The sequence below is a fragment of the Nocardia sp. CY15 genome (assembly GCF_009829295.1).
GTDB classification, from domain to species: Bacteria; Actinomycetota; Actinomycetes; order Mycobacteriales; family Mycobacteriaceae; genus Nocardia; species Nocardia sputi.
Window position 1 is genome coordinate 23,027 of sequence record NZ_VUOT01000018.1, and the last position, 25,507, is coordinate 48,533.

The following is a 25,507-nucleotide window of genomic DNA, read 5'->3' on the forward strand; positions in this document are numbered from 1 at the left end:
CGCGCCGGCCTGTCGCCGATAACCACGCATCGAGTCGACCCACCGCGTCGCGCGCGCACGTGCGCGGCGAACGCGTTCGTCGACTGCTTGTTCTCTGGAGCTCTGTCTTTTGACCACGCCACACTTCCCGCCGTCCGCCGCTGCGAACGGGTGCCCCGTTCGACACAGCTCGCCGATCGACACCGACGGTCCTCGCTATTCGCTGTATTCGGAGGAATACGCGCAGGACCCGCACAAGGCCTACCGCGAAATGCGCCGCATGTACGGTCCGCTCGTTCCGGTCGAGTTATCGCCGAATGTGCCCGCCACTTTGGTGATCGGCTACCACACCGCGCTGCGCATCCTCAACGATCCCGATCACTTCCCGGCGGATCCCCGCACCTGGCAGAAGGACATTCCAGGTGAGTGCCCGGTCTTGCCGATGCTGGAATGGCGGCCGAACGCGCTGCGCAGCGCGGGCCTGGAACATCTGCGCTATCGCCGGGCCAACGTCGCCGCCGTCGCCGGGATCGATCTGCACGCGCTGCACGGAACCATCGAGCAGATCGCCATTCCGCTGATCAACGCGTTCTGCGAGGACGGCGCGGCGGACATGATCAGCCAGTACGCGTTTCCACTCAGCTTTGCGGTGCTCAACGCGATGATCGGCTGCCCGCCGGACATCGGACAGCAGGTCGCGACCGGTATGGCCGCCATCTTCGAGGGCGTCAACGCCGACAAGGGCAACGCGATGCTCACCGACGCGCTGTTCGAACTGGTGCAGTTGAAGCGGAAGGAACCGGGCGACGACATCTCCTCCAGGTTGCTGCGGCACTCCGCGGGCCTGGACGACGTGGAGATGATCCACCAGTTGGCGACGCTCTACGGCGCGGGCATCGAGCCACAGCAGAACCTCATCGTCAACACGCTGCTGCTGATGCTCACCGACGAACGCTTCGCGGGAGACTTTCTCGGCGGCAGCCTCTCGACGCGCGATGCCCTGGACGAGGTGTTGTTCAACGACCCCCCGATGGCCAACTACTGCGTCAGCTATCCGAAGCAGCCGATCCTCATCGACGGCGTCTGGCTGCCCGCGCACCAGCCGGTCCTGATCAGTATGGCGGGCTGCAACAACGATCCCGCGATCGGCGTCGGTCAACGTATCGACAGCCGTGCGCACCTGGCGTGGAGCGTGGGGCCGCACGCGTGCCCCGCACGGTCGGCCGCGTATCTGCTGGCCCAGGACGCCATCGATCAGATCCTCGACGCACTGCCCGAATTGAAGCTGGCGGTCGAGCCCGGCCAATTGAGCTGGCGGCCCGGTCCATTCCATCGCGCCCTGGTGTCCCTACCCGTCGTGTTTCCCAAATCCCCTCCATTGACTGTTTTCTGAGGAGTCCCGATGGACACACAACCCCTAGTCCTCGACCCGGCCGGCGCCGACATCCAGGGCGAGTCCGCACGAATCCGGGAGCGCGGGCCGGTGGCCCTCGTCGAATTGCCGGGCGGCGTGCGGGCATGGTCGGTCACCGACACCGCGGTGCTCAAGCAGTTGCTGGCCGACCCGAGGGTGTCGAAAGACGCCAGGCAGCACTGGCCCGCGTTCATCAACGGGGAGATACCCCAGGATTGGCCGCTGTTCCTGTGGGTCGCCGTGAACAACATGTTCACCGCGTACGGCGCCGATCACCGCAGGCTGCGCAAGCTGGTCGCCCCCGCGTTCACCCACCGCCGTACCCAGGCGATGCGCCCGTTGATCGAGCAGATCACCGCGGACCTGTTGGCCGAGCTCGCCGCGATCCCGGCGGGCGAGGCGGTCGACCTCAGGGAGCGTTTCGCCTACCCGCTGCCGATCCAGGTCATCAGCGCGCTGATGGGCGTACCGGAATCCCTGAACGCCGGTTTGCGCACCTGCGTCGACGGGATCTTCGACACTTCGCTCGGACCCGAGGCGTCACAGACGAATTACCTGGAGATGTACCGGATCCTCGGTGAACTCGTCGCCTACCGGCGCGAGACGCCCGGTGATGACATGACCAGCCTGCTGATCGCGCATCGCGACGAGGAGGACGGCTCGCAGCTGACCGATCAGGAGCTGATCGACACGTTGCTGCTCGTCATCAGCGCCGGGCACGAGACCACGGTGAACCTGCTCGATCAAGCCGTTTTCGCGCTGCTGACCCATCAAGAGCAGTGGGCGGAGGTGACCGAGGGGCGTGCGGCTTGGAGCGATCTGATCGAAGAGGCGCTGCGCTACGAGGCGCCGGTGGCGCACCTGCCGCTGCGCTTCGCCGTCGACGACATCGAGATCGGCGGCCGGCGCATCGCCAAGGGCGACCCGATTCTCGCCTCCTACGCCGGGGCCAACCGCGATCCGAAATTGCACGGCGCCACCGCCGACGAGTTCGACGTGCGGCGACCGACCAAGGAGCATCTGGCTTTCGGCTACGGGGCGCATCACTGCTTGGGCGCGCCGCTGGCCCGGCTGGAAGCCGAGATCGCCCTGCCTGCCCTCTTCCAGCGCTTCCCGAAGCTGCGTCTGGCGGCGAGCCCCGCCGAACTCGGCGCAGTGTCCAGCTTCATCTCCAACGGACATGCCAGGCTTCCCGTGTACCTGGCACCGGTGGACTAGGAGCAGGAACGCGCCCCCGGTCGCGGGCGGGGGCGCGTGCACCGGGGGCGCGTGATCGACGCCGCTGTGTGGACGTGAACGCAGGTGGCTCGCAATGTGGCGATCGCCACTCTGCATTTTCAGTGTCGGCGCGGAAGCCGTTGTGGTGGACTATCATCCACGGGATGTAGATCGGAAAGCTGGTCTACGCAGCCGTCGCACGGGCGACCCACCCTTGTCGGCGTCGGCGTCTCAGACGAATCTGCCGCCGCGGTCGAAGGTTTGCGCCGCTCGGCCCGGCATGTTTGCGCGACGATCGCGCGGGCATCCGGAGAACGTCGCATCACGCTGGGAGGACCGATGGCTACCGAAGACCGGACCGCAGTGTTCGACGCGGTGGTCGCGGCGGCGGACTACCCCGTGCTGCTGGTCACAGTGCAGGCCGAAGGCCGGCGCGCGGGCTGCCTGGTCGGTTTCGCGACGCAGGTCAGCATCGAGCCGCGCCGGTTCCTGATCGGCCTGTCCAAGAAGAACCACACCTATCGGGTCGCCCAGCGGGCCGACCGGCTCGCGGTGCATTTGCTGGGCAGCGAACAGCGCTCGCTTGCCCGGCTTTTCGGCGGTGAGACCGGCGACGACATCGACAAGTTCATGCATTGCGGCTGGCACTCCGGCCCCGGCGGCATTCCCGTGCTCAGCACGGTGCCCTGCTGGTTCAGCGCCCACATCCGCGAGCGGTACGACTTCGGCGATCACGTCGGAGTGCTACTGGAACCCGAGGACGGCGCCGTGCTGCGCCACGCGGCGGAGACATTGCATTATCACTCGGTCGCGGATCTGGTTGCCGGGCATACTGTCTGAGGTGGTCACGTCGCGATCCGGCTGTCAGCGCGGCGTGTTCGCAAGGCCGAAGCGTTCGGCGAAGGTGGACAGCTCGTCGCGCGCGATTGCCGGGTCGCCCGTACTCGCGCTCACCACTACGCGCGTAACGCCCTGCTCGGCGAGGCCTTCGACTCGTTCGGCCGGCATGTCGATCGATCCCCAGCGCGTGTACTCGAACGCGTGAGCGCCGCGCCCCTCCGCGTCGGCCGCCGCGCGGACCTCCTGGAGCTGGCGGGCGCGTTCGGCCGGTCCGAGCATGCCGCCCGGGAAGTATCCGTCGCCGCGCGCTCCGGCGCGGCGGGCGGCTGCCCGGCTCGATCCACCGACATGGATCGGCAAGGGCTCGCCCCCAGCGGGCTTCGGGTAACTGCACAGGTTCTCGAATCGGAAGAACTCACCGTCGAAGCTAACGCCGTTCGCGTCGCCGGACCACAGCAGTCGCAGCACGTCGATGGCCTCGTCGGCGCGACGGCCGCGGGTGGCGAAATCCACGCCCATCGCTCGCGCCTCACCGGGCAGGCTGCCCAGTCCCACCGTGAGCAGGCGCATCCGGCCCTTGGACAGCACATCGATCGTCGCCAGGCGTTTGGCGAGCACCACCGGATGGTGATAGGGCAGCAGCAGCACCGCGGTGCCGAGCAGGATCCGGTCCGTCGCCGCGGCCACGAAACTCAGCGCGTCGAGCGGATCGGCGAACGGCACCGACGGCGTGATCTCCATCGGCCCGACGGTCGCGCCCGGATACAGGGCGATGTGCTCGGGCAGGTAAATGGCCTCGAATCCGCAGCGCTCGGCGTGCTGTGCGTAGCCGATAAGCCGGTCGGGGTCGACGCCGAAGATCGGCGTGCTGTAGCTGACCGCGAACTTCACCGCTGCTCCCGCACCCGGTCGAACTCGCACGCCGCGGCCAGGCGGCCGCGCAACTGTCTGCGCACGTCCTCCAGGCGGTCCAGGTAGGAATCGACCTCGGCCAGCTTGCGCCGCAAGGTGGACACCGAATCCGGGCAGACGTCCGCGGAGCCGTGACCTGCCCGCAGGCAGGCCACGAAGGGACGGACGTCGTCGAGGTCGAAGCCGGCGCCGAGCAGTTCGCGGATCTTCCCCACGATGAGCAACTCGGTGTCGTCGTAGAACCGGTACCCATTGGCCGCGCGGCGTGGCCGCACCAAACCGTGCTCTTCGTAGTAGCGCAGGGCGCGCGTGCTCGTGCCGGCCCGCCGCGCCAATTCGCCGATGCGCATCCGTCCTCCTTCGCCCAGGTCACCGCAACGCTAAACCTTCTCGTCGACGTCAAGGCAAGCGTCTGCCTATTCTCGGGTGAGCCGTCCGGCGGTCGTGCCCGCCGATTTCCTCCCGACCAGAGAGCGATTCGTGACGAGTGCCCATTTCTTCCTTCCGATCCGAGACGACGAACGGGAACTGCTCGATCGGGTCTCGGACCTGGCGATCGGATTCGCCGCCGAGGCAGCGGATTACGACGAGCGCGCCGAGATCGCCGTCGCGCATCTCGACGCGTTGCACACGGCGGGAGTGAATCAGGCGGTCCTACCCGAATCGGCAGGCGGCGCGGGGTTGAGCTACTCGGGGCTCGGCCGCCTGATCCGGATTCTCGCCAAGGCCGATCCGTCCACCGCGACGATCTGGACGATGCACGCGGGGGCCGGTGTCGCCCTGGCCGAATTCACCCGGGAGACATTGGGTTCGTTCTTCGCCGAGGAGTTCCGTGCGGGCAAGCGCTTCGCGAACGCGCTGTCCGAACCCGCCAGCGGCAACCGTTTCCTCCAACCACAGCAGGTCGCCATGCCGACCGAGGGCGGATGGTCGCTCAGCGGGGCGAAGCGGTTCGTGTCGGGAAGCGAGATCGCCGATTATCTGCTGGTCAACGCGCTCGTGGCGGGGGAGCCCGCCTTCTTCGGCGTGGTCCCCGACGAGACGGTGTCGGTCATCCCGATCTGGGACACTCTCGGCTTACGCGCTACCCGCAGTCAGCTGCTGGCGTTCGACAACACCCTGTTGCGCGCCGATTACCGAGGGCGGGGGCCTCGGCCCGAAGATTTCGCGGTGATCCCCGCCGGTCTGCCCGCGATCTCGCTGGGTATCGCCGATGCGGCGCTGGACGCGCTGGTCGAGCACGCTCGGGCCAGGGAGATACTGGGTAAGCCCTTGGCGCACCAGCAGTGGGTGCAATACGACGTCGCGGACGTCCAGACCCGGCTCGCGGCGGCGCACACGCTCTATGAACAGGCGTTGTGGCAGGCCGACAACGGGATCGCGTCGTTCTTCGACAACCTCGCCCGGGCGAAATACCTGGCGAACAAGGTCGCGGTCGAGGTGGCGCAACTGGGCGTCCGGGTCGGCGGCGCCTCCGGGTATCTCAAGCGGTCCCCGATCCAGCGCCACTTGCGCGATGCCCAGGCGGGCCAGCTCATGGCGTATTCGACCGAGGTGATCGCCGGTGTGATCGGCAGGGAAGTCCTGGGCGTGCCGGACGGGGCGTGAATCGCAGGAGTCGATCGAAGACCGCAGCCGCCGAGAATCCGGACATATCACGCGAACAGGTCGTGACTCGTTTACTCCTTGCGGCTACACTCCGCGCCTTGTGAGTACTGCCGCGGCAACCGGGCCCCGAAAAGAACGTTACGTCTGGGGCGCGGCCACCATCGTCGGTGTGATCGCCGGGTATGTGTCGGTGCTGCTGGCCGACGCCAGGCATTACTACACCGACGACACCGAGGCGCAGTACGCCCCCATGTGGGTGATGCTCGGCGAGTTGCTGCGCGACGGCCGCTTTCCCGCGCTCGTCCCGCACGAGTGGATGGCGGGCAACTACACCCTGGAAGAGGCGGCGCTGTTCAATCCGCCGCAGCTGCTGGTCTATCTCCTCGCGCCCTCGATGGACGATCTCGCCGCCTACGCGACCGCGGTGAAGCTGGTCTTCTCGATCATCGCCGCGCTCGGCGTGTTCCGCATCTGCCTCGCCTACGGCGCTCGCCCCCGGTGGGCCGCTGTCGCGGGCGTCGCGTTCCCGCTGAGCGGCTGGTTCCTGTTCTTCGACCAGGCCAGCTGGTTCACCCCGCACGTGGCGACCGCCTGGATGGTGCACGCCTGGGCGTCGGCGGTGCAGTATGCCCGCGGCCGGAGTGGACCGCTGCCGGTATTCGTCTTCCTGTACCTGACGCTCACGGTTCAATACGCGTTCACCGCGGTGCAATCGGCGCTGATCATCGCCGCGGTCGCGGCCGGTGAGGTGGTGTATCAACGCCGTTGGGCGCCGACGGTCCGGCTCTGCCTCGCGGCGGGGTGCGCGGCGCTCACCGCGGCGATCGCGAATCTGTCCGGCATCCTGTCCTCGCAGGTGACCTGGCGCGGCAGCGTGCAGATCCACAACGACCCGTTTCTGACGGTGCCGTGGTCGGAGTCGCTGAACGCGAGCCTGCCGAGCACCACGCCCGCGTTCACCGCCTGGTGGGGGCACGTCCAGCCGCTGCCCATGGTCTACATCGCGTGGTTCCTCATCCCGGCGCTGGCGTTCATCGGCTGGCGTGCGGCGCGCTCCGCCGCCAGGGACCTCAGCGGACCGGTCTTCTTGGCGGTCGCGGTGCTGATGTGGACGGCGGGCCCCGGCGCCATCGGTCCGCTGCGCTGGCCGGCCCGCGTGCTGCCGATGCTCGCCATCGTGCTGCTCGTGCTGGTCTGCGTCTTGCTGAGCCGCCACGGCACCTTCGCCGCCTCGCGCCGACGCGCCACAGCCGCCGCCGTACTGATCGGCCTGTTGTTCGTGCGGTCGGTCTCGGCCGCTCCGGAACTGGTGCTGCGGCATGTGGCGGGGGCGCTCGCGGTGGGCGCGCTGGGCGCGGCCGCCCTGTGGGTGGTGCGCCATCGCGGCGCGGCTGCGGCGTGCGCACTGGCCGTCCTCGCCATGTTCCCCATCGCCTACGCGCAGGTGGCCGGTGCGCCGAGCACGCCGATGTCCTACAACTTCCCGGAACGGCGCTCGGCGATGCGCGCCGCGTTCCCCGACTTCGACGGCCTCACCTTGCAACTGGCCGACCGCGCCGCCGTCCACCCGCGAGACCGGAACCTGGCCGGCGCCTACGGTTCGCTGGCCATCGGCAACTACGCGAAGGCGCTCGGCCTCGACTACGTCAACGCCTATACGCCGATCGGGCACGCCGCCTTCGCCGGCATGCTGTGCATGGCCTGGGACGGCAGCACCTGCCCGGACGCGTTCCGCCGCGCCTTCGCGACCGAAACCGTCACGGGGGCGAGCATCGTCGACTTGATGAAGGTCGACCGGGTGGTCCTGCATCGCACGCAATACCCGGACGCCCGCGACCGTCCCGCGCCCCCGGGCTGGCGGTGGGCGGACTACCCGGGCCACGAGCGCCACATCTGGGTGCTGGAGCGCGCCGCCGGGCCCGTGTCCACCCGCAACGGGCCGATCGCCCACACCGCGGGGGTGGCCGCCGAGACGAAGAACGCGCTCGACGACATCACCATCCGTTCCGTGGTCAGCTCCGCGAGCGGCGGGCGCGTCGTGTTCTCCCGGCTCGCCTGGCCGGGCCACCGCGTCACCCTGAACGGGCGCGAGCTGGCGGCGGGCACGATCGGCGGCGTGTTCCTCGCGGTCGACATCCCGGCGGGCACCTCGGGCGCGGAATTGATTGTGGACTGGAGTCCGCCCGGCAGCCGGATCGGGATCGCGACCACCGCGGCCGGGCTCGTCGGACTCGGCCTTTTGCAGTGGGCGTACCACCGGACGCGTCGCCGCATGACCGAGCAACCGTCCGAGGCTGCGCAGACCCCCGTGGCCGCACCTGAACTGGTGACCGTGGACGCCTGAGCGCCTGCGCGTCTAGCGCGTGTTCGGCTCCGGTGCGCGGTGGCTCTGGACCAGGAACGCCGTCATCGCCTCGGCGACCGCCGCGGGCTGGTCGAGCATGGAAAGGACGTAGGCGTCGTCGATTTCGACCAGCTTCGCCTTCGGGATGAGTTCGGCGAGCCTGCGTCCGTGCTCGCGGGGCATCACCTTGCCCGCCGACGACCACAGGATCAGCGCGTCCCCCTGGAAGTCGCGCAGCGCTCCGGTATTCGCGATCAACTCCGGTTTGCGGAAGCCCGACTTGGTATAGGCCAGCAGGTCCCGCCGGATCCGGGCGTCCCGCAACCCCGGCTCGGTCCAGCCGCGCACCAGCGCGTCGGGCAGCGGGCGCCGCGCCATCCAGCCGAACAGCAGCGGCGAGCGGCGCAGCCACGGCACACGCAATTGCCGTAGCGCCAGCGAGATCCCACCGGGGAGATAGGTGGCGACGGTGGCCATCTTGCCCGGCAAACCGGGTGGGAAATTGTCGAATGCCTCGCACGGCAGCACGATCAGCCTGCCGACGCGTCGGTCGAGCCCGTAGGCGGTGAGGAACAGCGCTCCGCCCCAATCGCTGTGCACGAGCGTCACCTCGCGCAGGTCCAAGGCTTCGAGGAAATCGGCGACCAGCCGATTCAAGCCGCGCAGGCTCAGGTCGACATCGGGGCGCAGCGGGAGAGGATGGGCGCCGAGCGGCAGGTCCGGCAGCACATAGCGGAAGCCGCTGGGAAGGGCGTCGAGTACGTCGTCCCACAGCGTGTGGTTCATCAGCAGGCCGTGTAGCAGGACGACCGGAGGTCCGTCACCGCGCTCGACATAGTGCACCCGGCCCGCGGGGAGTTCGACGACAGGCATGTCCGCCTCCATTCGAGCGATCGCTCTAGAGTATTTGCTCTAGTCTGGAATGGTGACCGAGAAGATGTCAACCAGCACCCGGGAACGCCTCGTGACCGTGACGGCCGAGCTGATGCGCACCCAGGGCTACGCGGGAACCAGCGTCAAACAGATCACTGTCGCCGCCGAAGCCCCGATGGGCTCCCTCTATCACCACTTCCCGGGCGGCAAACCCCAGATCGCCGCCGCCGCGCTGCGCGTGTCCGGAGCCGCGTACATCCAGTTGCTGCCCCTGCTGCTCGATCCCCATGACGACCTGCGCGAAGCGGTGCCCGCCGCTTTCGCGGCCGCCGCCGAGCAGATCGAGCAGACCGGTTGGATCAACATGTGCCCGGTCGGCACCGTCGCGGGGGAGGTCGCCGACAGCGAACCCGCGCTGCGCGAAGTCGCGGCCGAGGTCATCGCCACGTGGATCGAGGAGGGCGCCGACTATTTCGTCCGGCGTGGCCTGCCGGTCACGGATGCGCGCGACCTCATCCTCGCCGTCCTCACCGCCCTCGAGGGCGCTTTCGTCCTCAGCCGCACTCTGCGCTCCACCGAACCCTTGCACGCGGCGGGCCGGTCGTTGCGCGCCCGCATCGAGCAGGTGCTGACCACGGTCCGCGCATAGCGGTTCACTCCTCGAGCGAACGTCCGGTCGTTTCGAGCGCTTCGCGCAGCAGGCGAACGGCTTTCGGGCCGACGCCGTGCAGCGCCAGCAGTTGCGTCTGCGTAGACGCGGCGACCTGCGCGAGCGTGGTGATCCCGGCGGCGACCAGCGCTTGGCGGGCCGGTCTGCCGATGGCCATGGGCAAGTCGCTCACGACGGCGTCCACGTCGTCCCCGGCGGACACCTGTGCCGCGAGCCGTTTCGGCGCTCGCGCGAGCCAGGCGCGCCGCACCCAGTGGTTGAGCTGCTGGCCGTTGATATCCGACAGCGAGATGCGGACGCCGATCGGCACGGCGCCACGGGTCAGCCGCTCGGCGGTCGGGTGCGCCGACAGGACTTCGTCGGCGTCCGGTCCGGACAGATGAAGCTGGGCTCGCCCGTCCTCGCCTACCGCCGCGAACTGTTTGTCGCGCACGGCGAACGCGACCACACCGGATCGGGTGCTCTGTTCGACGGTCTCGGGCAGCGCCAGCGCGGCCTTGCGTAGTTGGGCGCGGGTCGTCATGCGCCCAACTGTGGCACAGCGTTACGTGCGAGTCAGCGGGATCTCCAGGTGAACGGTCTGGAACCCGGGACCGGGCCCGCGGGCGTCGTGGATGATCTCGCCGAAAGTGAGCCAGAAGTCCAAGGCTCCGGGAGTCCTGGCGTCGGTGTGCAGATACAGCCGCTCGAATTCCGGTGCTGCGGAGACGTAGTCGATCGCCGCGCCGACCAATTGTGTGGCCAGACCACGCCGGTGGTGCTCAGGGCGAACGTAGACCCGGAACAGCTGCGCGGTGCTCTGGTCGGGGAATTGTTCGGCCAGCCACTGGGGGTGTGGTGGATGACGCGGACCCTGGGCGCGGATCGCGGTGGTGGCGACGACGCGGCCTTCGTGCTCGGCGACCCAGAGCCGGTTGAGCGGGTGGCGCAGATACGCCGTTTCCGGGTCGATCACATCGTGATGGTGCTCGGGCAGATAACCGATGCCGAACACCTCGTAGAAGGTGTCGAGCATGACGCTGCGGGCGCCGGGAATATCCTCGGGGCAGGCCACGCGCAGTCGGTAACCGGTGGCCGCGGGCGCGCTCACCGTTGCGCTCCGATTTCACGATCCAGTACTTCCAGGCCCTCGACGGCGACCGGTCCCGGGCCGGTGTAGCCGAACGGGACGGCGACGATCCGGTTGGCGCGGATCGCGCGCAGCTCCGCCAGTTCGGGGCGGCCGCGCAGCGCCTCGCGCGCCGATTCTGGGGTCTGGGCGCCTTGGGTGAGCAGGATGATCACCTCGGGATCGCGCTGGATCAGCGTTTCGGTGTTGACTTCGACGTTGCGTTCGGCGAGGTCGCCGAACACGTTGTCGAGGCGGAGGATTCCCATCTGGGTGGCGACGGTGCTCGTGCTGCCGTAGGCGCTCAGCTCGGCGCCGTCACGCGAGATGATCAGCGCCGCGGCGGGCCGGGTCACCTGATCGGCGCGGTGGCGGTCGGCGATCGCGGCCACTCGCTGCCGCAGAGCGGCGACCTCGGCGTTCGCCGCCGCGGACGTGCCGAACAACCGGCCGTACAACTCGATGTCGGCGAAGATGTCGTCGAAGCTTCCCGCGGCATCGCGGCAGTAGCCGCGGCTCACCAGCAGCGGGATGTTCACCCGTGCCAGATCATCGGGCGTGACCGCGGCGCCCTCGAAACTCACCACCAGATCGGGCGTGCGGTTGATGATCTCCTCGCGCGCGAGTTCGCCGGTGGGAGCGGTGACTTCGACGTCCTTCAGCGCGTCGGCGTACCGGCCGGGAAACGGCGCGGTTTCGAAGGTGCGGGTGACGATGCGGTCGGCGGCGCCCGCGGCCGCGATGAGTGGTGCCGCGACGGAGCCGACCGTCACCACGCGCCGGGGCGCGGCGGTGAAGGCCACGTCGCGGCCACAGCTCGAGATCGTCATCGGAAAGCCCTCCGACGCTTGGACGGGGGCGGGAGCGGGGCTGCCGCAGCCGGTGAGCAGCGCCGCGGCGAGCAGCGCGACGGGTAACGGCGCGAGCCGGGCGGCCCGGGTGAGACCAATGGACACGATGATCGATGTTCCTTCCGTACGGGCTCGGTTTCAGGCGGGTGACTGCCGGAACCGGCGGATCAGCATCAGCAGCAGCGGCGCGCCGACGACGGCGGTGACGATGCCCAGCGGCAGCTCGCGGGGCGCGAAGACGACGCGGGCCGCGACGTCCGCGACGACCAGGAACAGGGCGCCCAGCACCGCCGAGAGCGGGATCAGCCTGCGATGCGTGCCGCCGCCGCAGAGGCGGGCGACATGCGGCACGATCAGGCCGACGAAGCCGATCGCGCCCGCGACCGCGACGACCGCGCCGATGGCGAGCGCGACGATGCCCAGCGCGAGCATCCGGAGCCGCACCGGCGATTGGCCCAGCGCGCGGGCGGTGTCGTCACCTGCGGCGAGCACGTCCAACCGCGTGGCCAGCAGCAGCAAGGAACCGACCGCGGCTACGGTGACCAGCGCCGTGGTGGTCACCGACGACCAGCCTGCCGAACTCAGCGAACCGAGCAGCCAGAACAGCACGGTCCGGGCGCCTTCCTGATTGTCGGAGGCGAAGATCAGGAAACTGGTGGCCGCGGAGAACAGGTAACCGATGGTGACCCCGCCCAGCAGCAGCCGCAGCGAGGTCATCTGCCCGTTGATCCTGGCGATGGCGAACAGCAGGACCGTCGCGGCCAGCGCACCGGCGAACGCGCTGGCCGCCAGCGCGCCCGCGGTGGCCGCGGTGACGCCGAACAGCAGTGACACCGCCGCGCCGGTCGACGCGCCGGAGGTGACGCCGAGGATGTGCGGGTCGGCGAGCACGTTGCGCACCATGGTTTGCAGCACCGCGCCCGCGACGGCCAGCGCCGCGCCGACCATCGCGCCGAGCAGCACGCGCGGCACGCGCACCAGCCAGACGATGGAATCCTGGGCCGGTGTCCAGTCCGCGACCACGGGCGTCCCGAAGGTGTGGTGGCCGACGATGCGCGCGACGGTGCCGGGCGGCACCCACACCGGGCCCAACCCGGTGGCCACGATCAGCGCCACTGCCAGCGTGGCGCCGAGCCCGCCGAGCCACAGCAGGGTCGTCGCGCGGTGTCGCGCGTATTCCAGATCGTCGGCGTCCTCGGTGTGCGACCGGGTCGTTGTCATCGGACGGCAGCCTTCCCGGTATCGAGCGCCTCGGCGGGCGATGCCACCTCGCGCGGGCCGAACAGCAGTTGAATCGCGCCGAACGCGGCCGACATGTGGACCGAGACGCCGTAGACGGGTTCGAGGATGCCGGGCGTGAGCACTTCCTCGACCGGCCCCGCGGCGGCCACCCGGCCTTGGTGCAGCAGCACCAAGCGGTCGCAGTAGCGGGCGGCAAGATTCAGGTCGTGCAGCACCACCAGCGTGGTCGTGGTCGTCAGATCGCGGATCAGACCGAGTAATTCGTGCTGGTAGCCGATGTCGAGATGATTCGTCGGTTCGTCGAGCAGCAGGTGGTCGGCCTGCTGCGCCAGCGCGCGTGCGATGAGGACCCGTTGGCGCTCCCCGCCGGAAAGCGCGGTGTAGGGGCGATCGGCCAGGTGACGGGCGCCGACGCGAGCAAGCGCCGTAGCGGCGGCGATCCGGTCGGCACGCGAGTAACCCTGCAGCGCACCGGCCCACGGAGCGCGGCCGAGCAGCACGGTCTCGGCGACGGTGATGGGCGTCTCGGCGGGCGACTCCTGGGCTACCACGGCCAGGCGCGCCGCCAGCTCGCGCCCGCGCAGCGCCTCGACGGGAGTGCCGTTGATGGCCACCACACCCGACCGCGGCCGCAGCGCACGGTAGAGCAGGCGCAACAGTGTGGATTTGCCCGACCCGTTGGGACCGATCAAGCCGACGGTCGTGCCGGGCTCGGCGACCAGCCCGACGCCGTCGAGCACGATCCGACCGTCATAGGAGAAGGCTACGTCGTCCACCGTGATCATCGGCTCACCACGTCCGCGGCGCGTCGCGACGGCACGGTCCAGTCCGGCGCGACGGTGTCGTCGAGGCCGAGCGCCGCGATCGCGGCACGGGCCACCGCGCTGACCGCTGCCTGCTCGTCGGCGTTCAGCGCGGCCGGGAACATGAGCCTGCCTCGTTTAACGCGGGCACTCCGGTGAGCCGCTTGTCGGTCACGCCGACCACGGTGGCGTGGCCGCGCACGGTGACCGTCTCGTATGTCCTCCGTCGCGTATTCCGGCCGGAAGCAGCGTGCTCATCGAGCCGGCCCAGGTCTCCACCCTCAGCAGATGTCCCACAAACCCTCCAAGTGTCGAGCAGCAAATAATGATAACCATTTCCACTAAGTGCGCAAGGGCGGTCGCTGGTCGAAAAGGGTGAAAGGTCTGTGCTGCAACAACTGCCGTGAAGAAGTTGTTGATAACGACAATCATTATCAATAATGGTCGAGTTGGGCACTTCAGCCCGACCGATTTCACGATGAGGAAACCCCCATGTTGCTGAGGACACTTGCCGTGCCCGCGCTCGCCGCCCTGACCGCCGTGACGGCCACCGCGCACGCCGACCCGGGTGACGACCGGTCCATCTCCTTCACCGCGCACGCCACCGACACGGCCTCGATCATCGAAATCGACTCGGGCGCATTGGTTGTCGAGGATGCGACGCTGAAAGTCAAGTCCCGAGACGGCGTCACCGTCGCGGGCACGCCGCTGACGTTCACCCTCGACGAGTTCGAGTTCCCGATCATCGCCGAGATCTCCGGCCGCACCGCGACACTCACGCCGGACCTGTCGCTGGACCGTGCGGTCTACGAGCCGGTCGCGCTGCCGTTCGAGGACAAGGCGCCGTGGAAGACCGAGTACGACCGTGAGCAGGCCGCTTGGTCCCGTATGACCAGCACCATCAGCATGGGCGCCACCATCGGCACTCTGGTCGGCGGCATCGGCGGCGCGGCCGTCGGTTGTGTCCTCGGCGGCATCGCGGGCGCGACCATCGCCGCGGGCACCATCGCCGGTTTGTTCGGTCCGTTCATCCCGGCCGCGGCTGTGGGCTGCCTCGTCGGCGTCGCCGCGGTCGGCGCGCTGGGTACCGTCGCGGGCCAGATCCTGGTCACCGCACCGGTGGCCATCGGCGCGGCGATCCAGTACTTCACCACGATCAACGCGCCCTACCCGGCGAAGTAACCCGTTCACCGCCATTCGCTCGGCAACGGAGGATGCCGCCCGGTCGGAAGGGGCGGATGTGCCGGAGAACGGGGTCGGGTTGCCCGATTCCCCGGTGTCTCAGCGGTAGTCGGGTCCGTGACGTCTCACCACGTCCGGGCCCGACGCTTCCTCTCCGAGCGCGTGGTCCATTCGAACCGTCGCCATCCGCGCATAGGGGAAAACAGCCTCGGTGGGCCGATCCGCGGCTTCGGCGGCGAGCGGAATTCCGGACGCCGACCGGACCTCAGCCGACGCCCAGCTCTCGACCACCGACCCCGGAGGTGAACTCGCGCCATCGCCAGGGGCCACCCGCGTCGCGAGCCAGGGGCGGAGTGTCCTCTCCTGCGCCCGCGCGCAACCCGGCGAGCAACTGCCGGAGGGTGTCGACGGCCGTGAACCGCGGCGTCCAACCCAGCTCTGCCCGCGCGCGGCCGGTATCCAGCAGCGGCAGCCGCATCACCGCGTCGAACAGGTCCGGCGCCGCGGGCAGCGCCCTGGCGTGCCATCCCACCGCCAGCGCCGCGCGCACCAGCGCGGGCGGCACGGTCACCACACGCGCATCGAACAACTCGGCCAACCGGTCGCGGTCGATCACCGGTTCCGCGGCCAGGTTGAACGGTCCACGGGCGTCGGTGGTGATCGCGAGCGTGTAGGCGCGGCCGGCATCGTCACTGTGTACCGCCTGGAATCGCAGCCCCCGCGGAATCGGCAGGACCGGCGGCAGTCCGGGCCGGATCAGGCGATTCGGCAGCAGCGGACCAGCGAACAGGCGCCGTTGCTGGCTGGCGGTCTCCCGTCGGAAGATGAATCCCGGGCGCATGCGAACCACCCGGCGGTCCGGGTTCTCGGCCTCGAACCGATCCAGAAGTCTTTCGACGTAAGCCTTCTCACGCGTGTACGCGGCCGGTGGCCATCCGTCGGTCGGCCAACTCTCCGGCACCGGCTCGTCGTCGTGACACGGGGAGTAGGCGCCGACGGACGAGGCGTAGATCAGAGCGGGGACCTGTGCCGCGGCCACGGCGCGCAGCACGCGTTCGGTGCCGCCGACATTCGCGCGCCACGTGACCAAGGGCTGATGAGTGGGCTGGAACAACCAGGCCAGATGCACCACGACGTCGGCCCCGTGGAAGTGGGATTCCAGGTCGTCGGTCCGCACGTCCGCGCGGACCCATTCGACGCCGTCGCGCAGCTTGCCCGGCACGCGCCGCGCGATCCCGACGATCGAGCTGACCGCTGCCTCGCCCGACAGCGTCTCCAGCACGCTGGTCCCGACGTTTCCGGTGGCACCGACCACAACGACGCGCATGTCTGCTCCTTGGCTCGGCGGCGAGATTCGTGAGCGAGGTACCCAGCATCCCGGCGGCGAATCATCCGAGCGGCGGGTCGGCGGGGAACGGCAAACAGCGTGCCCGGTCCGCGAACTGGCAGGACATGGCGCGTTGCGCAGCGGACCGGCGTAACGACGTGGAGAAACACGCGGGGAGGGTGGCCCCATGGGCTGCACCCTCCGCCGTCGGTGGTTGTCTATCGTCAGATATCGGATTTGGCCAGACGCTGGGCCAGAAGCTCTTTACCCAGCCGACCGCCTTTGCGGCTGTCGGCTTGCGCCTTGCGGAAGAACTCCACCAGTTCGGTGTCTCCGTCCCGCTCCGCGTCCCGGATGAACGTGTCCAGACGCAACGCGTTCTCCAGCGACGCCTCGACGAACCAGATCAGGTTGTAATCCTTGTCCCTGGTGCCGGTGACGGTGCCGGTTTCCTGCTGCTCGGCCATTTTCACTCCTCTCGCTTCTCGATCCTCGACGGCGCGTGGGGCTCAATCCCGTCCGAGCGCGTGCGCCAGTTCCTTCTTCGTCATCTTCGAGCGGCCTTCGACATTGCGCTTCTTGGCCTCGTTGTACAGCTGATCCCGCGTCGGACCCTGTGCACCGCTGTGCGAACGCTGCCCTCCGCGTTGCTGCGGAGACTTGTCGTCGGTCGAGGTCTTGCTCGCGGTCTTGGACTGCCCGGACTGGGCACGATTCTTGTTGACCGTGCGAGCGGCCATCTCCTTCGCGCGACCGGTGCTCGCGCCCCGGTCTTTCGCCGAATCCTTGATGTGCTCGTATTGACGTTCCTGCTTGTCCGTCCAAGCCTTCGGCATGTCATCACCTCCTGTAATCACGGCTTACCCCGCAGATCTCGACGCAATCCGGCCCTGATGGCTTCCGGCGGTCCGGAGCGCACCACCTGCGCGGTCGCAGCGGGGCTCGCATCGTCAACAGTTGGAAGGGGCGGGCTCTCCACGAACACGGCCTCCGAGCCACGCCGCCACCGCGGGGGCGCCCACGGCGGCCGCGGACAGGTGATCGAAGGCGGGCACGTGCAGCATCTGGAATGGCACCCCGGCCGCGCACCAGCGGCGGGCGGTGTTGTCGATGGCATGAAGCGGAATCAGGTGGTCGGTCGGCGAATGCCATTCGAATATCGGCGTTTGGGGAGCACCGTTGTAGAGCTCCACGCTGTTCTCCTCCGCCACCGACCAAGCGCCGGGCTGTTCGAAAATCGCGGTGTTCTCGACGAACTCGCGTGCGCTGCCGCCTGCGCCGATGGCGAGGATTTCGTTGGTGCAGCTGTTGGCCATGGCGTCACGCAGCGCGCGGCCGCGCTCGTTGAGATTCGAGCTCATCGGCACCCGGTCCGGGTACTCCCGCTCCAGGCCGATCGCCGCCGCCATGGCCAAGCCGAAGGCCGGGTGCGGGTTGAGGCCGAGCCCCTCCGCCATCGCCACCAGGTTCAGCGGGGCGGCGCCGATGGCCGCGCCCGCCAGCTTCAGGTCCGGAGCGTAGGACGGTTGCAGCGCGGCCGCCCAGGCCGTCGCGAGACCGCCGCCGGAGTAGCCCGCCAGCGCCACCGGGCTCTGCTGAACGGCTAGTTCGGGCAGCTGTTTCGCCGCACGGATGCCGTCCAGGGTGATCTGGCCGCCCAAACGCCCGGCTCCGAGTGCGAAGTGCGGTCCGAGATGGTCCGGCAGCGCCAGACTCCAGCCCTGCTGCAGCAACACGTTCAACATCGGCGTCGCCATCGACAGATTGAAATCGTTCGCGTAGAGCAGGCGCGATACCGCGCAGTTGGTGCCGAGTGAATTGATGAAGTGCTGGTAGGAAAGCAGCGGCATGCCGGGTTGCTGGAAGGCGGGGGTGACGATCGTGGTGGTAGCCGCGATCGGCGCGCCCCGCGAATTGGTGGAACGGAACTCGACCAGCCTGACGGTGGCGCCGGGGAAGGAAGCCAGCGGCGGCAAGGGCCGCACGTCGAGCACGTCACCTGGTCGGTGCGCCCCCACATTGGCAGGGGCGGCGTAGAACGGGTCTGGATCGGGCAGCGGATACACCGGTTCCGCGGTTGCCGTCGTCGCCAGCAGCAGCGTGAGTGCCATACCGCCGAGCGCACCGAGGGCGCGGGCCGAACCGATGCGTCTCCTGCCCGGAACACGAAGAAATGGACGAGTCACGACCTTGACCTCCAGGGGTAGTTCGCCGCATTCGTCGATCAGCCGGCTGAAGTCTTCTGTCTGTCGGCAAATTACCAGCGAACTATCGAAGTGAGACCAGAATGGACCAGAAAGGCAAATAGAGATGCTGTAGAACTTCGAGCCCTGCCGGTTTCAGCTGGGTATTATGGTGCGCAGCAATCTGATAGCCATTGCCAAGCGCGCGCGTGGGTTCCAGACCCTCAGCCGCGTCGACGGGCCGGTCGGCGAGGGTTCGATCCCCCGCGTGCGTGGCCGTCGGCCGCGAACGGGTCCGACGACGCCCGTTCGGTCCGTCGGCTCACACTGTTCGCGGTTGCGGCTCGGCCGGATCGCAGAACAGCGACGAGGTTCAGGACGAAGGAAGGAGCGGTATGTCCAAGACAGCAACTCAGAAGGTCCGCGAATCCGGCCCCGAGTCACCCGAGAAGGCACGTTCGGTGCCGGACACCGAAACCCGATCGCCGACCCGATCGGACACCGCGGCCGCCAGGCGCGCCGCAGTGCGTGTCCCGGTTCCCACGCTCGGCATGCGGATGGCGCGAGTCCCGCTTCCGCCCGGTCCGCGCACCGTGGCGACCGGTGTTTCCTCGGCGACCACGGCGGTGCGCAAAAGCGTGCCGGATCGGGAGTCGTTGCTCTACTTCGGCGGCCTCGGCGCGGCCGCGATCGGCGGGCTGGTGTCGTGGCCGGTTGCCGGGGCGATCGGCCTCGGCGTCTGGGTGGCGGAGCACGCTCGTCGTGAGCCGGACACCGCGCGCAACGGCGCCGAAGCGTGACGAAGCCGCCGGGGTCCGGCTGACAAGGGACTAGCCGACGAGATAGGTGTAGGGGACGCCGTTGCTGATGCCGCCGGGGGCCGTGACCGTGACGGTGACGACGCCCAGCCCGGCGGGCACCGTGGCACGGACCAGCGTGTCGGACAGGACGGTGAGCGACGGCGAAGCCGTCGTGCCGAAACGTACCGCCGTCGCGCCGGTGAATCCCGTGCCGGTGAGGACGACGGTGGTGCCCCCGGCGGCAGGCCCCTGGTCGGGATGGATCGCCACGATCGCCGGTGCGGAGAGATAGGTGTAAACGGCGCCGTTACTGGTGCCGCCCGGGCCGGTGACGGTGACAGCCACCGGCCCGGCGGGGCGAGCAGGGGTTACGGCCGCGATCCGGGTGTCGGAGATCACGGTGAAGGAGATCGCGGGAGTGGTTCCGAAGCGGACGGCGGTCGCCGTGGTGAAGCCCGCGCCGGTAAGGATGACGGTGTCTGCGCCCGCGGCCGGACCCGAAGGGGGGACGACCGAAGTGAGAGTGGGCGCGGTGACGTAGGTGTAGGTGTCGCCGTTGCTCGTGCCGCCCGCGGTGGCGACGGTGACCGCGACCGGTCCCGCCGTACCCGCAGGCACAACGGCGTTGAGCTGCGAACCCGAGACCACGGTGACGGAGACAGCGGCACTCGCGCCGAAGCGCACCCCCGTAGCGCCGGAGAGGCCGGTGCCGGTGAGGACGACGGTGTTGCCGCCGGTGGTGGGCCCCGAAGCCGGGACGACCGAAGTGAGAGTGGGCGCGGCGACGTAGGTGTAGGTGACGCCGTTGCTCGTGCCGCCTGCGGTGGCGACGGTGACCGCGACCGGTCCCGCGGCACCGGCTGGCGCTACAGCGGTGATCTGGGTGTCGGAGACCACGGTGTAGGACGATGCCGGGGTCGCGCCGAAACGGACGGCGGTCGCGCCGGTGAATCCGTTGCCGACGAGCGGGAGGGTGTTGCCTCCCGTTGCCGGCCCGGAGCTGGGGACGGCTGAGGCGACGACCGGCGCAGGGACGTAGGAGTAGGAGAAGCCGTTGCTCGTCCCGCCGGGCGCGGTGACGGTGACGGTGAAATTCCCGGTCGCCCCGGCAGGCGCCACGGCCCTGATCTCGGAATCCGAGACCACCACGAAGGAGACCGCGGCGGTCGCACCGAAGTCGACCGTGGTAGCACCGGTGAACCCCGTGCCGGTGAGGACGACGGTGTTGCCACCGGTGGTCGCACCCGAATCCGGCATCGCCGATGCGAGGGACGGCGCCGCGACGTAGGCATAGGGGACGGGGTTGCTCATGCCACCCGCCGTGGTGACGGCGACGCCTATCGTCCCGGCCCCGGGGGGAGCGATGGCGCTGATCTCGCTGCCGGAGATGACCCTGAACGCCGCAGGCACGCCACCGAAACGCACCGCCGTGGTTGCCGTGAGGTCCGTGCCGGTGAGGGTGACGGTGTTGCCGCCGGTTGTGGGTCCGGCGGTGGGATGGATGGAGGTGAGGGTGGGTGCGGGGACGTAGGTGTAGACGATGCCGTTGCTGGTGCCGCCGATGGCGGTGACGGTGACCGAGGTAGTGCCGGTGCCCGCGGGGGCGACGGCGGTGATCTCGGTATCCGATACGAGGGTGAACGAAGGGGCGGGTGTGGCGCCGAAGGTGACCGCGGTGGCGCCGGTGAGTCCGGTGCCGGTGAGGGTGACGGTGTTGCCGTCGGTTGTGGGTCCGACGGTGGGATGGATGGAGGCGAGGGTGGGTGCGGGGACGTAGGTGTAGACGATGCCGTTGCTGTCCCCTCCGGTGGTGGTGACGGTGACCGCCGCCGCGCCGGTCCTCGGTGGCGCGATCACGGTTTTCCGCGTGTCGGAGACCACCGTGAACTGTGTCGCCGGGGTGAGGCCGAAGTTCACCGCGGTGGCGCTGGTGAATCCGGTGCCGGTGAGGGTGACGGTGTCGCCGCCGGTCTCGGGTCCGGAGCCCGGCTCTATCGAGGCCAGTGCCGGTGTGGGGAGATAGGTGTAGGTCAGTTGGTTGCTGGTGCCACCAGCCGTGGTCACGACGGCATCCACCGTGCTGGATCCGGCGGGCGCGACGGCGGTGATCTGGGCATCCGAGACCACGGTGAAGGTCGGCGCCGGTGTTCCGTCGAAGGTGACGGCGGTGGTGCCGGTGAGGCCGGTGCCGGTGAGGGTGACGGTGTTGCCGCCGGTCTCGGGTCCGGAGCCCGGCTCCATGGAGACCAGTGCCGGGGCCGCGACGTAGGTGTAGGTCACCGAGTCGCTGGTGCCACCCGCGGAGGTGACGGTGACACCGACGGAACCGGTCCCCGCGGGCACCTCGGCGGCGATCTCGGTGTCGGAGACGACCGTAAAAGCGATCGCGGTATTCGCGCCGAAACGCACGGCGGTGGTTTCGGTGAGGTGGGTGCCGGTCAGGATGACGGTGTTGCCGCCCGTTTCCGGGCCGAAGCCGGGAACGATCGAGGCGAGCGCGGGCGCCGGAACATAGCGGTAGACCATCGCGTTGCCGGTACCGCCCGCGGTGGTGACGGTGACGTCGACGGTCCCGGTGCCCGCGGGCGCGGTAACGCTGATCCGGGTGTCCGAATCCACCACGAAAGCCGACCGCCGGTGTGTCGCCGAAGCGGACCGTGGTCGTGCCGGTGAAGTCGGTGCCTTCCAGAACGACGGTGTTGCCGCCGCTCTCCGGACCGGAGCCCGGGACGACCGAGACGAGAGTCGGTGCGGCGACAAAGGTATAGAGGACGCCGTTGCTGGTGCCACCCGTGGCGATGACCGTGACGACGACCGGCCCGGCGGTCCCGGCGGGCGCCACGGCGGTGATCTCGGTGTCGGAGACCACGGTGAACGAGCTCGCGGGTGTGCCATCGAAGAGCACCGCGTCGGCGTCGGCGAGGTTCGTCCCGGTCAGGGTGACGGTGTTGCCTCCGGCTTCCGGTCCCGAGGCCGGGACGACGGTGGCCAGTGCCGGTGCCGGGACGTAGGTGTAGGTCACCGGGTTGGTGGCGCCACCGGCGGTGGTGACGGTGATGTCGACTGTGCCGGTGCCCGTTGGGGCGACAGCGCTGATGCGGGTGTCCGAATCCACCACGAAAGCGACCGCCGGTGTGTCGCCGAAGCGGACGCCGATGGCCCCGGTGAGGTCGGTGCCGGTGAGCACGACGGTGTTGCCGCCGGTCTCCGGACCGGAGTCCGGTGCCACTGTGGCGAGTGCCGGTGCCGGGACGTAGCTGTAGGTCAGGGCATTGCTGGTGCCACCGGCGGTGGTGACCGTGAGGTCGACTGTGCCGGTTCCGGCGGGCGCGACGGCGGTGACCCGGGTAGCGGAGACCACGGTGAAGGAGGCGGCGGGGGTCGCGCCGAAACGGACGGCGGTTGCGCCGGTGAATCGGTTGCCTTCCAGGACGACGGTGTTGCCGCCGGTCTCGGGACCGGAATCCGGTGCCACTGTGGCGAGTGCCGGTGCCGGGATGTAGGTGTAGGTCACGGGGTTGCTGGTGCCACCGGCGGTGGTGACGGTGATGTCGACCGTGCCGGAGCCCGTTGGGGCGACAGCGCTGATCCGGGTCGGGGAGATCACGGTGAAGGAGGCCGTCGGTGCGCCACCGAAGCGGACGGCGGTGGTGCCGGTGAGGGCGGTGCCCTCGAGGACGACGGTGTTGCCGCCGGTCTCAGGACCGGAATCCGGTGCCACCGTGGCGAGTGCGGGTGCGGCGACGAAGGTGTAGGGGACCCCGTTGCTGGTGCCGTTCGGGTTGGTGACGGTGACGGCAACCGTGCCGGTTCCGGCCGGCGCCACGGCCGTGATTCGGGTGCCGGAGATGACGGTGAACGAGTTCGCCGCGGTCGCACCGAATTTCACTGCCGTGGTTCCGGCGAACCCCGTACCGGTGAGGACGACGGTGTTACCGCCCGCCGCCGGGCCGGAGTGGGGGCTGACCGAGAACAGTGACGGCACGGCGAGATAGGCGTAGGTGAAGCCGTTGCTGGTACCGCCCGTGGTGGTAACGGTGACCTGTACCGTGCCCGTCCCGGGTGGAGCGATCGCCGTGATCCGCGTCGGGGAATCGATGGTGAACGTCGTCGTGGTCGAGCCGAATCGCACCGTGGCGGGACCGGTGAACCCCGTGCCGGTGATCACCACGCTGTTGCCGCCGGAGGCCGGTCCGAAAGCCGGCGAGAGCGAGGTGATGGTAGGCGAAGTCGGGGTATAGGTTTAGGGCAGTGGATTGCTCGTGCCGACCGGCGATGTGACGGTCACCGGGACGATGCCCGTCCCCGGCGGAACAGTCGCGGTGATCTGGGTCGGCGAGACGATCGTGAACGAGCCGGCGGAGGCGCCACCGAAATTCACCCCGGTCACTGCGGACAGACGCGATCCGTTGAGGGTGACCGTGGTCCCGGTCGGCCCCTGGGCCGGACTGATCGAGGCCAGAGACGGAACCGCCACATAGGTGTAGGGCAGTGGGTTGCTCGTGCCGTTCAGCATCGCGGAGACCGTCACGTGCACCGTCCCGGCTCCGGGTGGGGCGACAGCCCTGATCCGGGTATCGGATTCGATGGTGAATGTCGTTGCGGCCGTGCCGAAATACACCGTCAAGGGGCCGACACCGCTGAATCCGGCGCCGGTGATCAGTACGCTGTTACCTCCGGACGCGGGCCCCGAAGCCGGTGAAAGCGACGTGATAGTAGGCATGGGCCTGCCCTCCGGCGGTGATGTGAGCTGAAACAGAGTGCGCCGCCGACGATGTCGTAGCCCGGCCTATTCAGTAATCCTCGAGCTACCGCAGCTTCGCAACGAATCCCCGCTCCGTTTTGTCCGTTTTATCCGCGACTTTTCCTTCGAGGGCCCTCTGGGCCCGCCTCGCCCGGCGTTCGTACCGGCGCACTCCGTACGGCGGCGGGTGCTGGAGCCGCGGACCTGTTGACCACCCCCGACTCTCGATTCGATGTCGGTCCCTTATGTCAGGCTGTCGACAGATCTGCCCGGCCGGAGGAGAAGACATGGCTGAGACCGGCGAAGCCCCCACCGTGAGACTTGTCGCGCATTGCCGCCGTTGCCGCGGCTGGCTGCTGTCACCGGAATCGGTGGCTCGAGGCATCGGGCCGACCTGCGCGGTCCGGGAAAGCGCCGAACTGCGCGCCGCCGCCGCACGACAACCACGGGAGCTGACCTTGTTCGACATCGCGGCATGAGGTGATTGCGCTGGTGCCGGCGCGGTCGTCCCGTATGCGAGAAGTGGCGGATTCGCCACGGAGACGGCGGGCGACGGTTACACCCGGTACTACCTCGACCCCAACCCGGCCACCATCAACGCGATGTTCACCGTGCACGGCGGTGTGCTGTCCACCTTGATGGATACGGCGATGGGCAGCGCCGTCTTCACGAAACTCGGTGATGGCGTGGCGTATACGACGCTGGAGCTGAAGGTGAACTTCATCCGGTCGGTGACGCTGGACGGCTCGCGGCTGACCTCGCGGGCGGCCAGCGGCTAGCCGCAGAAGCTGGCCGGTATTCGATCGCGTCGGTCGCCGGTGCGAGCTTCGGAGCGCTCACCCCCCGCATGGTGCCTGCTTCGGCGCGCCGCTCGCGCTGCTGGAAGTACGCCACCTCGGGCCGGGCAGGACTCGGCCTGAGGGGTAGGCGCTGCTCGCCGTCACGGGGCGGTATCCCGGTGGGCTACCAGTCGACCGCGCCGAGTTCGTGGAGTCTGCGGAAGACCAGCATCGAGCCGGGGGCCACGTGGTCCATCGCGGCGTACTCGCTGACGGTGAAGTAGCGCAGCTCGGCGATCTCGCTCGTCGGTCGCGGTTCGCCGTCGAGTTCCGCGGTGAAGCAGGTCATGTGCAGCCGGGTGCCGGGGGAGTGCCCATACGCCTCGGCCTGGAACACTCCGAGTTCATCGAAGGAGACGACGCCCACACCGAGTTCTTCGCGCACCTCGCGGCGCAACGCCGCCTCGGGCGTCTCACCGGGGTCGATCTTGCCGCCGGCCATGTAGAAGACTTCCTTGCCGACCGAGCGCGCCTGCAACAGGCGACGATCCCGGACATGGGCCAGCGCGGCTGTGCGAATCACCGGCCCACTGTACTGAGCGGCCCGAACGGGGCGTCGACCGGATTTCC

The 25,507-nt window shown here is 69.0% G+C and carries 25 protein-coding genes and 2 pseudogenes; 10 read left to right on the plus strand and 17 right to left on the minus strand.

All coding sequences use genetic code 11. The features are described 5' to 3' along the window. The first annotated feature begins 109 nt into the window (after window positions 1–109). The 3 genes from GVY39_RS20020 (at window position 110) to GVY39_RS20030 (ending at window position 3,451) form a co-directional block, all read left to right on the plus strand. Complete coding sequence (locus GVY39_RS20020) at window positions 110–1,372, plus strand: cytochrome P450 (protein ID WP_159926768.1); 1,263 nt, start codon at window positions 110–112, stop codon at window positions 1,370–1,372. Window positions 1,373–1,381: 9 nt separating this feature from the next. After that, on the plus strand, window positions 1,382–2,611 hold the full coding sequence (locus tag GVY39_RS20025) for a cytochrome P450 (protein ID WP_159926778.1): 1,230 nt from the start codon (window positions 1,382–1,384) through the stop codon (window positions 2,609–2,611). A gap of 339 nt (window positions 2,612–2,950) precedes the next feature. Beyond that, window positions 2,951–3,451 carry a flavin reductase family protein gene (locus GVY39_RS20030; RefSeq protein ID WP_159926780.1) on the plus strand — a complete coding sequence of 167 codons (501 nt, stop codon included), beginning with the start codon at window positions 2,951–2,953 and terminating at the stop codon, window positions 3,449–3,451. Window positions 3,452–3,475: 24 nt separating this feature from the next. Here GVY39_RS20030 and GVY39_RS20035 read toward each other — a convergent pair whose 3' ends face one another. Together GVY39_RS20035 and GVY39_RS20040 are read right to left on the minus strand one after the other, a co-directional pair. Next, window positions 3,476–4,342: a TIGR03619 family F420-dependent LLM class oxidoreductase gene (locus GVY39_RS20035; RefSeq protein WP_159926782.1), complete on the minus strand. Its 867-nt coding sequence runs from the start codon at window positions 4,340–4,342 to the stop codon at window positions 3,476–3,478. Further along, a complete protein-coding gene (locus GVY39_RS20040) occupies window positions 4,339–4,713 on the minus strand; it encodes a MerR family transcriptional regulator (RefSeq protein WP_159926784.1) in 375 nt (124 codons plus the stop codon). Before GVY39_RS20040 ends, GVY39_RS20035 begins: the two co-directional genes overlap by 4 nt. Window positions 4,714–4,843: 130 nt before the next feature. Between GVY39_RS20040 and GVY39_RS20045 the strand changes: the two genes are divergently transcribed. Further along, on the plus strand, window positions 4,844–5,971 hold the full coding sequence (locus GVY39_RS20045) for an acyl-CoA dehydrogenase family protein (protein ID WP_159926786.1): 1,128 nt from the start codon (window positions 4,844–4,846) through the stop codon (window positions 5,969–5,971). A gap of 100 nt (window positions 5,972–6,071) precedes the next feature. Beyond that, window positions 6,072–8,315 carry a hypothetical protein gene (locus tag GVY39_RS20050; protein ID WP_236565555.1) on the plus strand — a complete coding sequence of 748 codons (2,244 nt, stop codon included), beginning with the start codon at window positions 6,072–6,074 and terminating at the stop codon, window positions 8,313–8,315. Between the two features lie 12 nt (window positions 8,316–8,327). On the opposite strand, the gene GVY39_RS20055 is transcribed toward GVY39_RS20050, so the two are convergent. Further along, complete coding sequence (locus GVY39_RS20055) at window positions 8,328–9,188, minus strand: alpha/beta fold hydrolase (RefSeq protein ID WP_159926788.1); 861 nt, start codon at window positions 9,186–9,188, stop codon at window positions 8,328–8,330. A gap of 64 nt (window positions 9,189–9,252) precedes the next feature. On the opposite strand from GVY39_RS20055, the gene GVY39_RS20060 reads away from it, so the two are divergent. After that, complete coding sequence (locus tag GVY39_RS20060; protein WP_236565556.1) at window positions 9,253–9,837, plus strand: TetR/AcrR family transcriptional regulator; 585 nt, start codon at window positions 9,253–9,255, stop codon at window positions 9,835–9,837. Window positions 9,838–9,841: 4 nt separating this feature from the next. Here the strand turns inward: GVY39_RS20060 and GVY39_RS20065 are convergent, their stop codons facing one another. Genes GVY39_RS20065 through GVY39_RS20090 form a run of 6 tightly spaced genes read right to left on the minus strand, consistent with a single transcriptional unit; the run spans window position 9,842 to window position 13,987 of the window. Continuing rightward, window positions 9,842–10,381 (minus strand): helix-hairpin-helix domain-containing protein, encoded by a 540-nt coding sequence (locus GVY39_RS20065; RefSeq protein WP_159926792.1) that lies wholly within the window; start codon window positions 10,379–10,381, stop codon window positions 9,842–9,844. A 21-nt stretch (window positions 10,382–10,402) separates the two neighbouring features. Then, window positions 10,403–10,948, minus strand: a complete 546-nt coding sequence (locus tag GVY39_RS20070; RefSeq protein ID WP_236565557.1) for a GNAT family N-acetyltransferase — start codon at window positions 10,946–10,948, stop codon at window positions 10,403–10,405. Beyond that, window positions 10,945–11,922 carry an ABC transporter substrate-binding protein gene (locus GVY39_RS20075; RefSeq protein WP_159926794.1) on the minus strand — a complete coding sequence of 326 codons (978 nt, stop codon included), beginning with the start codon at window positions 11,920–11,922 and terminating at the stop codon, window positions 10,945–10,947. The genes GVY39_RS20070 and GVY39_RS20075 overlap by 4 nt, the downstream gene beginning before the upstream one ends. A 33-nt stretch (window positions 11,923–11,955) precedes the next feature. Next, window positions 11,956–13,038: an iron ABC transporter permease gene (locus GVY39_RS20080; RefSeq protein WP_159926796.1), complete on the minus strand. Its 1,083-nt coding sequence runs from the start codon at window positions 13,036–13,038 to the stop codon at window positions 11,956–11,958. Beyond that, on the minus strand, window positions 13,035–13,844 hold the full coding sequence (locus GVY39_RS20085; RefSeq protein ID WP_159926798.1) for an ABC transporter ATP-binding protein: 810 nt from the start codon (window positions 13,842–13,844) through the stop codon (window positions 13,035–13,037). The genes GVY39_RS20080 and GVY39_RS20085 overlap by 4 nt, the downstream gene beginning before the upstream one ends. Then, window positions 13,841–13,987 (minus strand): hypothetical protein, encoded by a 147-nt coding sequence (locus GVY39_RS20090; protein WP_159926800.1) that lies wholly within the window; start codon window positions 13,985–13,987, stop codon window positions 13,841–13,843. The genes GVY39_RS20085 and GVY39_RS20090 overlap by 4 nt, the downstream gene beginning before the upstream one ends. Before the next feature lie 367 nt (window positions 13,988–14,354). On the opposite strand from GVY39_RS20090, the gene GVY39_RS20095 reads away from it, so the two are divergent. Further along, window positions 14,355–15,044, plus strand: coding sequence for a hypothetical protein (locus GVY39_RS20095; RefSeq protein WP_159926802.1), 690 nt, complete (start codon window positions 14,355–14,357; stop codon window positions 15,042–15,044). A gap of 265 nt (window positions 15,045–15,309) precedes the next feature. On the opposite strand, the gene GVY39_RS20100 is transcribed toward GVY39_RS20095, so the two are convergent. The 4 genes from GVY39_RS20100 to GVY39_RS20115 all read right to left on the minus strand — a co-directional run bounded on the left by GVY39_RS20100 (window position 15,310) and on the right by GVY39_RS20115 (window position 18,482). Further along, the gene (locus GVY39_RS20100) at window positions 15,310–16,371 is read right to left on the minus strand and encodes an NAD-dependent epimerase/dehydratase family protein (RefSeq protein WP_159926804.1); all 1,062 of its coding nucleotides are present in this window, start codon (window positions 16,369–16,371) and stop codon (window positions 15,310–15,312) included. A 224-nt stretch (window positions 16,372–16,595) separates the two neighbouring features. Then, window positions 16,596–16,838 carry a hypothetical protein gene (locus tag GVY39_RS20105; RefSeq protein WP_159926806.1) on the minus strand — a complete coding sequence of 81 codons (243 nt, stop codon included), beginning with the start codon at window positions 16,836–16,838 and terminating at the stop codon, window positions 16,596–16,598. Window positions 16,839–16,880: 42 nt separating this feature from the next. Beyond that, a complete protein-coding gene (locus GVY39_RS20110) occupies window positions 16,881–17,207 on the minus strand; it encodes a plasmid stabilization protein (protein WP_159926808.1) in 327 nt (108 codons plus the stop codon). Window positions 17,208–17,321: 114 nt separating this feature from the next. Next, window positions 17,322–18,482, minus strand: coding sequence for a lipase family protein (locus tag GVY39_RS20115; protein WP_159926810.1), 1,161 nt, complete (start codon window positions 18,480–18,482; stop codon window positions 17,322–17,324). Window positions 18,483–18,949: 467 nt separating this feature from the next. Here GVY39_RS20115 and GVY39_RS20120 point away from each other — a divergent pair, with 467 nt between their 5' ends. Further along, on the plus strand, window positions 18,950–19,354 hold the full coding sequence (locus GVY39_RS20120) for a hypothetical protein (protein WP_159926812.1): 405 nt from the start codon (window positions 18,950–18,952) through the stop codon (window positions 19,352–19,354). A gap of 30 nt (window positions 19,355–19,384) precedes the next feature. Here the strand turns inward: GVY39_RS20120 and GVY39_RS20125 are convergent, their stop codons facing one another. The 3 genes and pseudogenes from GVY39_RS20125 to GVY39_RS33960 form a co-directional block, all read right to left on the minus strand. Continuing rightward, on the minus strand, window positions 19,385–21,973 hold the full coding sequence (locus GVY39_RS20125; protein WP_159926814.1) for an S-layer family protein: 2,589 nt from the start codon (window positions 21,971–21,973) through the stop codon (window positions 19,385–19,387). A 199-nt stretch (window positions 21,974–22,172) separates the two neighbouring features. Beyond that, window positions 22,173–23,525 (minus strand): annotated as a pseudogene (locus GVY39_RS35300) (IPT/TIG domain-containing protein); the annotation flags it as partial. 72 nt (window positions 23,526–23,597) lie between these two features. Then, window positions 23,598–24,077 (minus strand): IPT/TIG domain-containing protein, encoded by a 480-nt coding sequence (locus tag GVY39_RS33960; protein ID WP_201295279.1) that lies wholly within the window; start codon window positions 24,075–24,077, stop codon window positions 23,598–23,600. Between the two features lie 308 nt (window positions 24,078–24,385). Here GVY39_RS33960 and GVY39_RS20135 point away from each other — a divergent pair, with 308 nt between their 5' ends. Continuing rightward, window positions 24,386–24,577 carry a DUF6011 domain-containing protein gene (locus tag GVY39_RS20135; RefSeq protein ID WP_159926816.1) on the plus strand — a complete coding sequence of 64 codons (192 nt, stop codon included), beginning with the start codon at window positions 24,386–24,388 and terminating at the stop codon, window positions 24,575–24,577. A 60-nt stretch (window positions 24,578–24,637) separates the two neighbouring features. After that, window positions 24,638–24,877, plus strand: a pseudogene (locus GVY39_RS20140) (PaaI family thioesterase); the annotation flags it as partial. A 184-nt stretch (window positions 24,878–25,061) separates the two neighbouring features. Here the strand turns inward: GVY39_RS20140 and GVY39_RS20145 are convergent. Next, the gene (locus GVY39_RS20145) at window positions 25,062–25,460 is read right to left on the minus strand and encodes an NUDIX domain-containing protein (protein WP_159926818.1); all 399 of its coding nucleotides are present in this window, start codon (window positions 25,458–25,460) and stop codon (window positions 25,062–25,064) included. Between the last annotated feature and the right edge of the window lie 47 nt (window positions 25,461–25,507).

Bases quoted from the DNA above. Each gene is read 5' to 3' on its own strand.
- GVY39_RS20025 (WP_159926778.1), top strand. From the start codon at position 1,382: ATGGACACACAACCCCTAGTCCTCGACCCGGCCGGCGCCGACATCCAG.
- GVY39_RS20030 (WP_159926780.1), top strand. From the start codon at position 2,951: ATGGCTACCGAAGACCGGACCGCAGTGTTCGACGCGGTGGTCGCGGCG.
- GVY39_RS20040 (WP_159926784.1), bottom strand. From the start codon at position 4,713: ATGCGCATCGGCGAATTGGCGCGGCGGGCCGGCACGAGCACGCGCGCC.
- GVY39_RS20055 (WP_159926788.1), bottom strand. From the start codon at position 9,188: ATGCCTGTCGTCGAACTCCCCGCGGGCCGGGTGCACTATGTCGAGCGC.
- GVY39_RS20060 (WP_236565556.1), top strand. From the start codon at position 9,253: ATGTCAACCAGCACCCGGGAACGCCTCGTGACCGTGACGGCCGAGCTG.
- GVY39_RS20065 (WP_159926792.1), bottom strand. From the start codon at position 10,381: ATGACGACCCGCGCCCAACTACGCAAGGCCGCGCTGGCGCTGCCCGAG.
- GVY39_RS20080 (WP_159926796.1), bottom strand. From the start codon at position 13,038: ATGACAACGACCCGGTCGCACACCGAGGACGCCGACGATCTGGAATAC.
- GVY39_RS20085 (WP_159926798.1), bottom strand. From the start codon at position 13,844: ATGATCACGGTGGACGACGTAGCCTTCTCCTATGACGGTCGGATCGTG.
- GVY39_RS20090 (WP_159926800.1), bottom strand. From the start codon at position 13,987: ATGTTCCCGGCCGCGCTGAACGCCGACGAGCAGGCAGCGGTCAGCGCG.
- GVY39_RS20095 (WP_159926802.1), top strand. From the start codon at position 14,355: ATGTTGCTGAGGACACTTGCCGTGCCCGCGCTCGCCGCCCTGACCGCC.
- GVY39_RS20100 (WP_159926804.1), bottom strand. From the start codon at position 16,371: ATGCGCGTCGTTGTGGTCGGTGCCACCGGAAACGTCGGGACCAGCGTG.
- GVY39_RS20105 (WP_159926806.1), bottom strand. From the start codon at position 16,838: ATGGCCGAGCAGCAGGAAACCGGCACCGTCACCGGCACCAGGGACAAG.
- GVY39_RS20110 (WP_159926808.1), bottom strand. From the start codon at position 17,207: ATGCCGAAGGCTTGGACGGACAAGCAGGAACGTCAATACGAGCACATC.
- GVY39_RS20115 (WP_159926810.1), bottom strand. From the start codon at position 18,482: ATGGCACTCACGCTGCTGCTGGCGACGACGGCAACCGCGGAACCGGTG.
- GVY39_RS20120 (WP_159926812.1), top strand. From the start codon at position 18,950: ATGTCCAAGACAGCAACTCAGAAGGTCCGCGAATCCGGCCCCGAGTCA.
- GVY39_RS33960 (WP_201295279.1), bottom strand. From the start codon at position 24,077: ATGCCTACTATCACGTCGCTTTCACCGGCTTCGGGGCCCGCGTCCGGA.
- GVY39_RS20135 (WP_159926816.1), top strand. From the start codon at position 24,386: ATGGCTGAGACCGGCGAAGCCCCCACCGTGAGACTTGTCGCGCATTGC.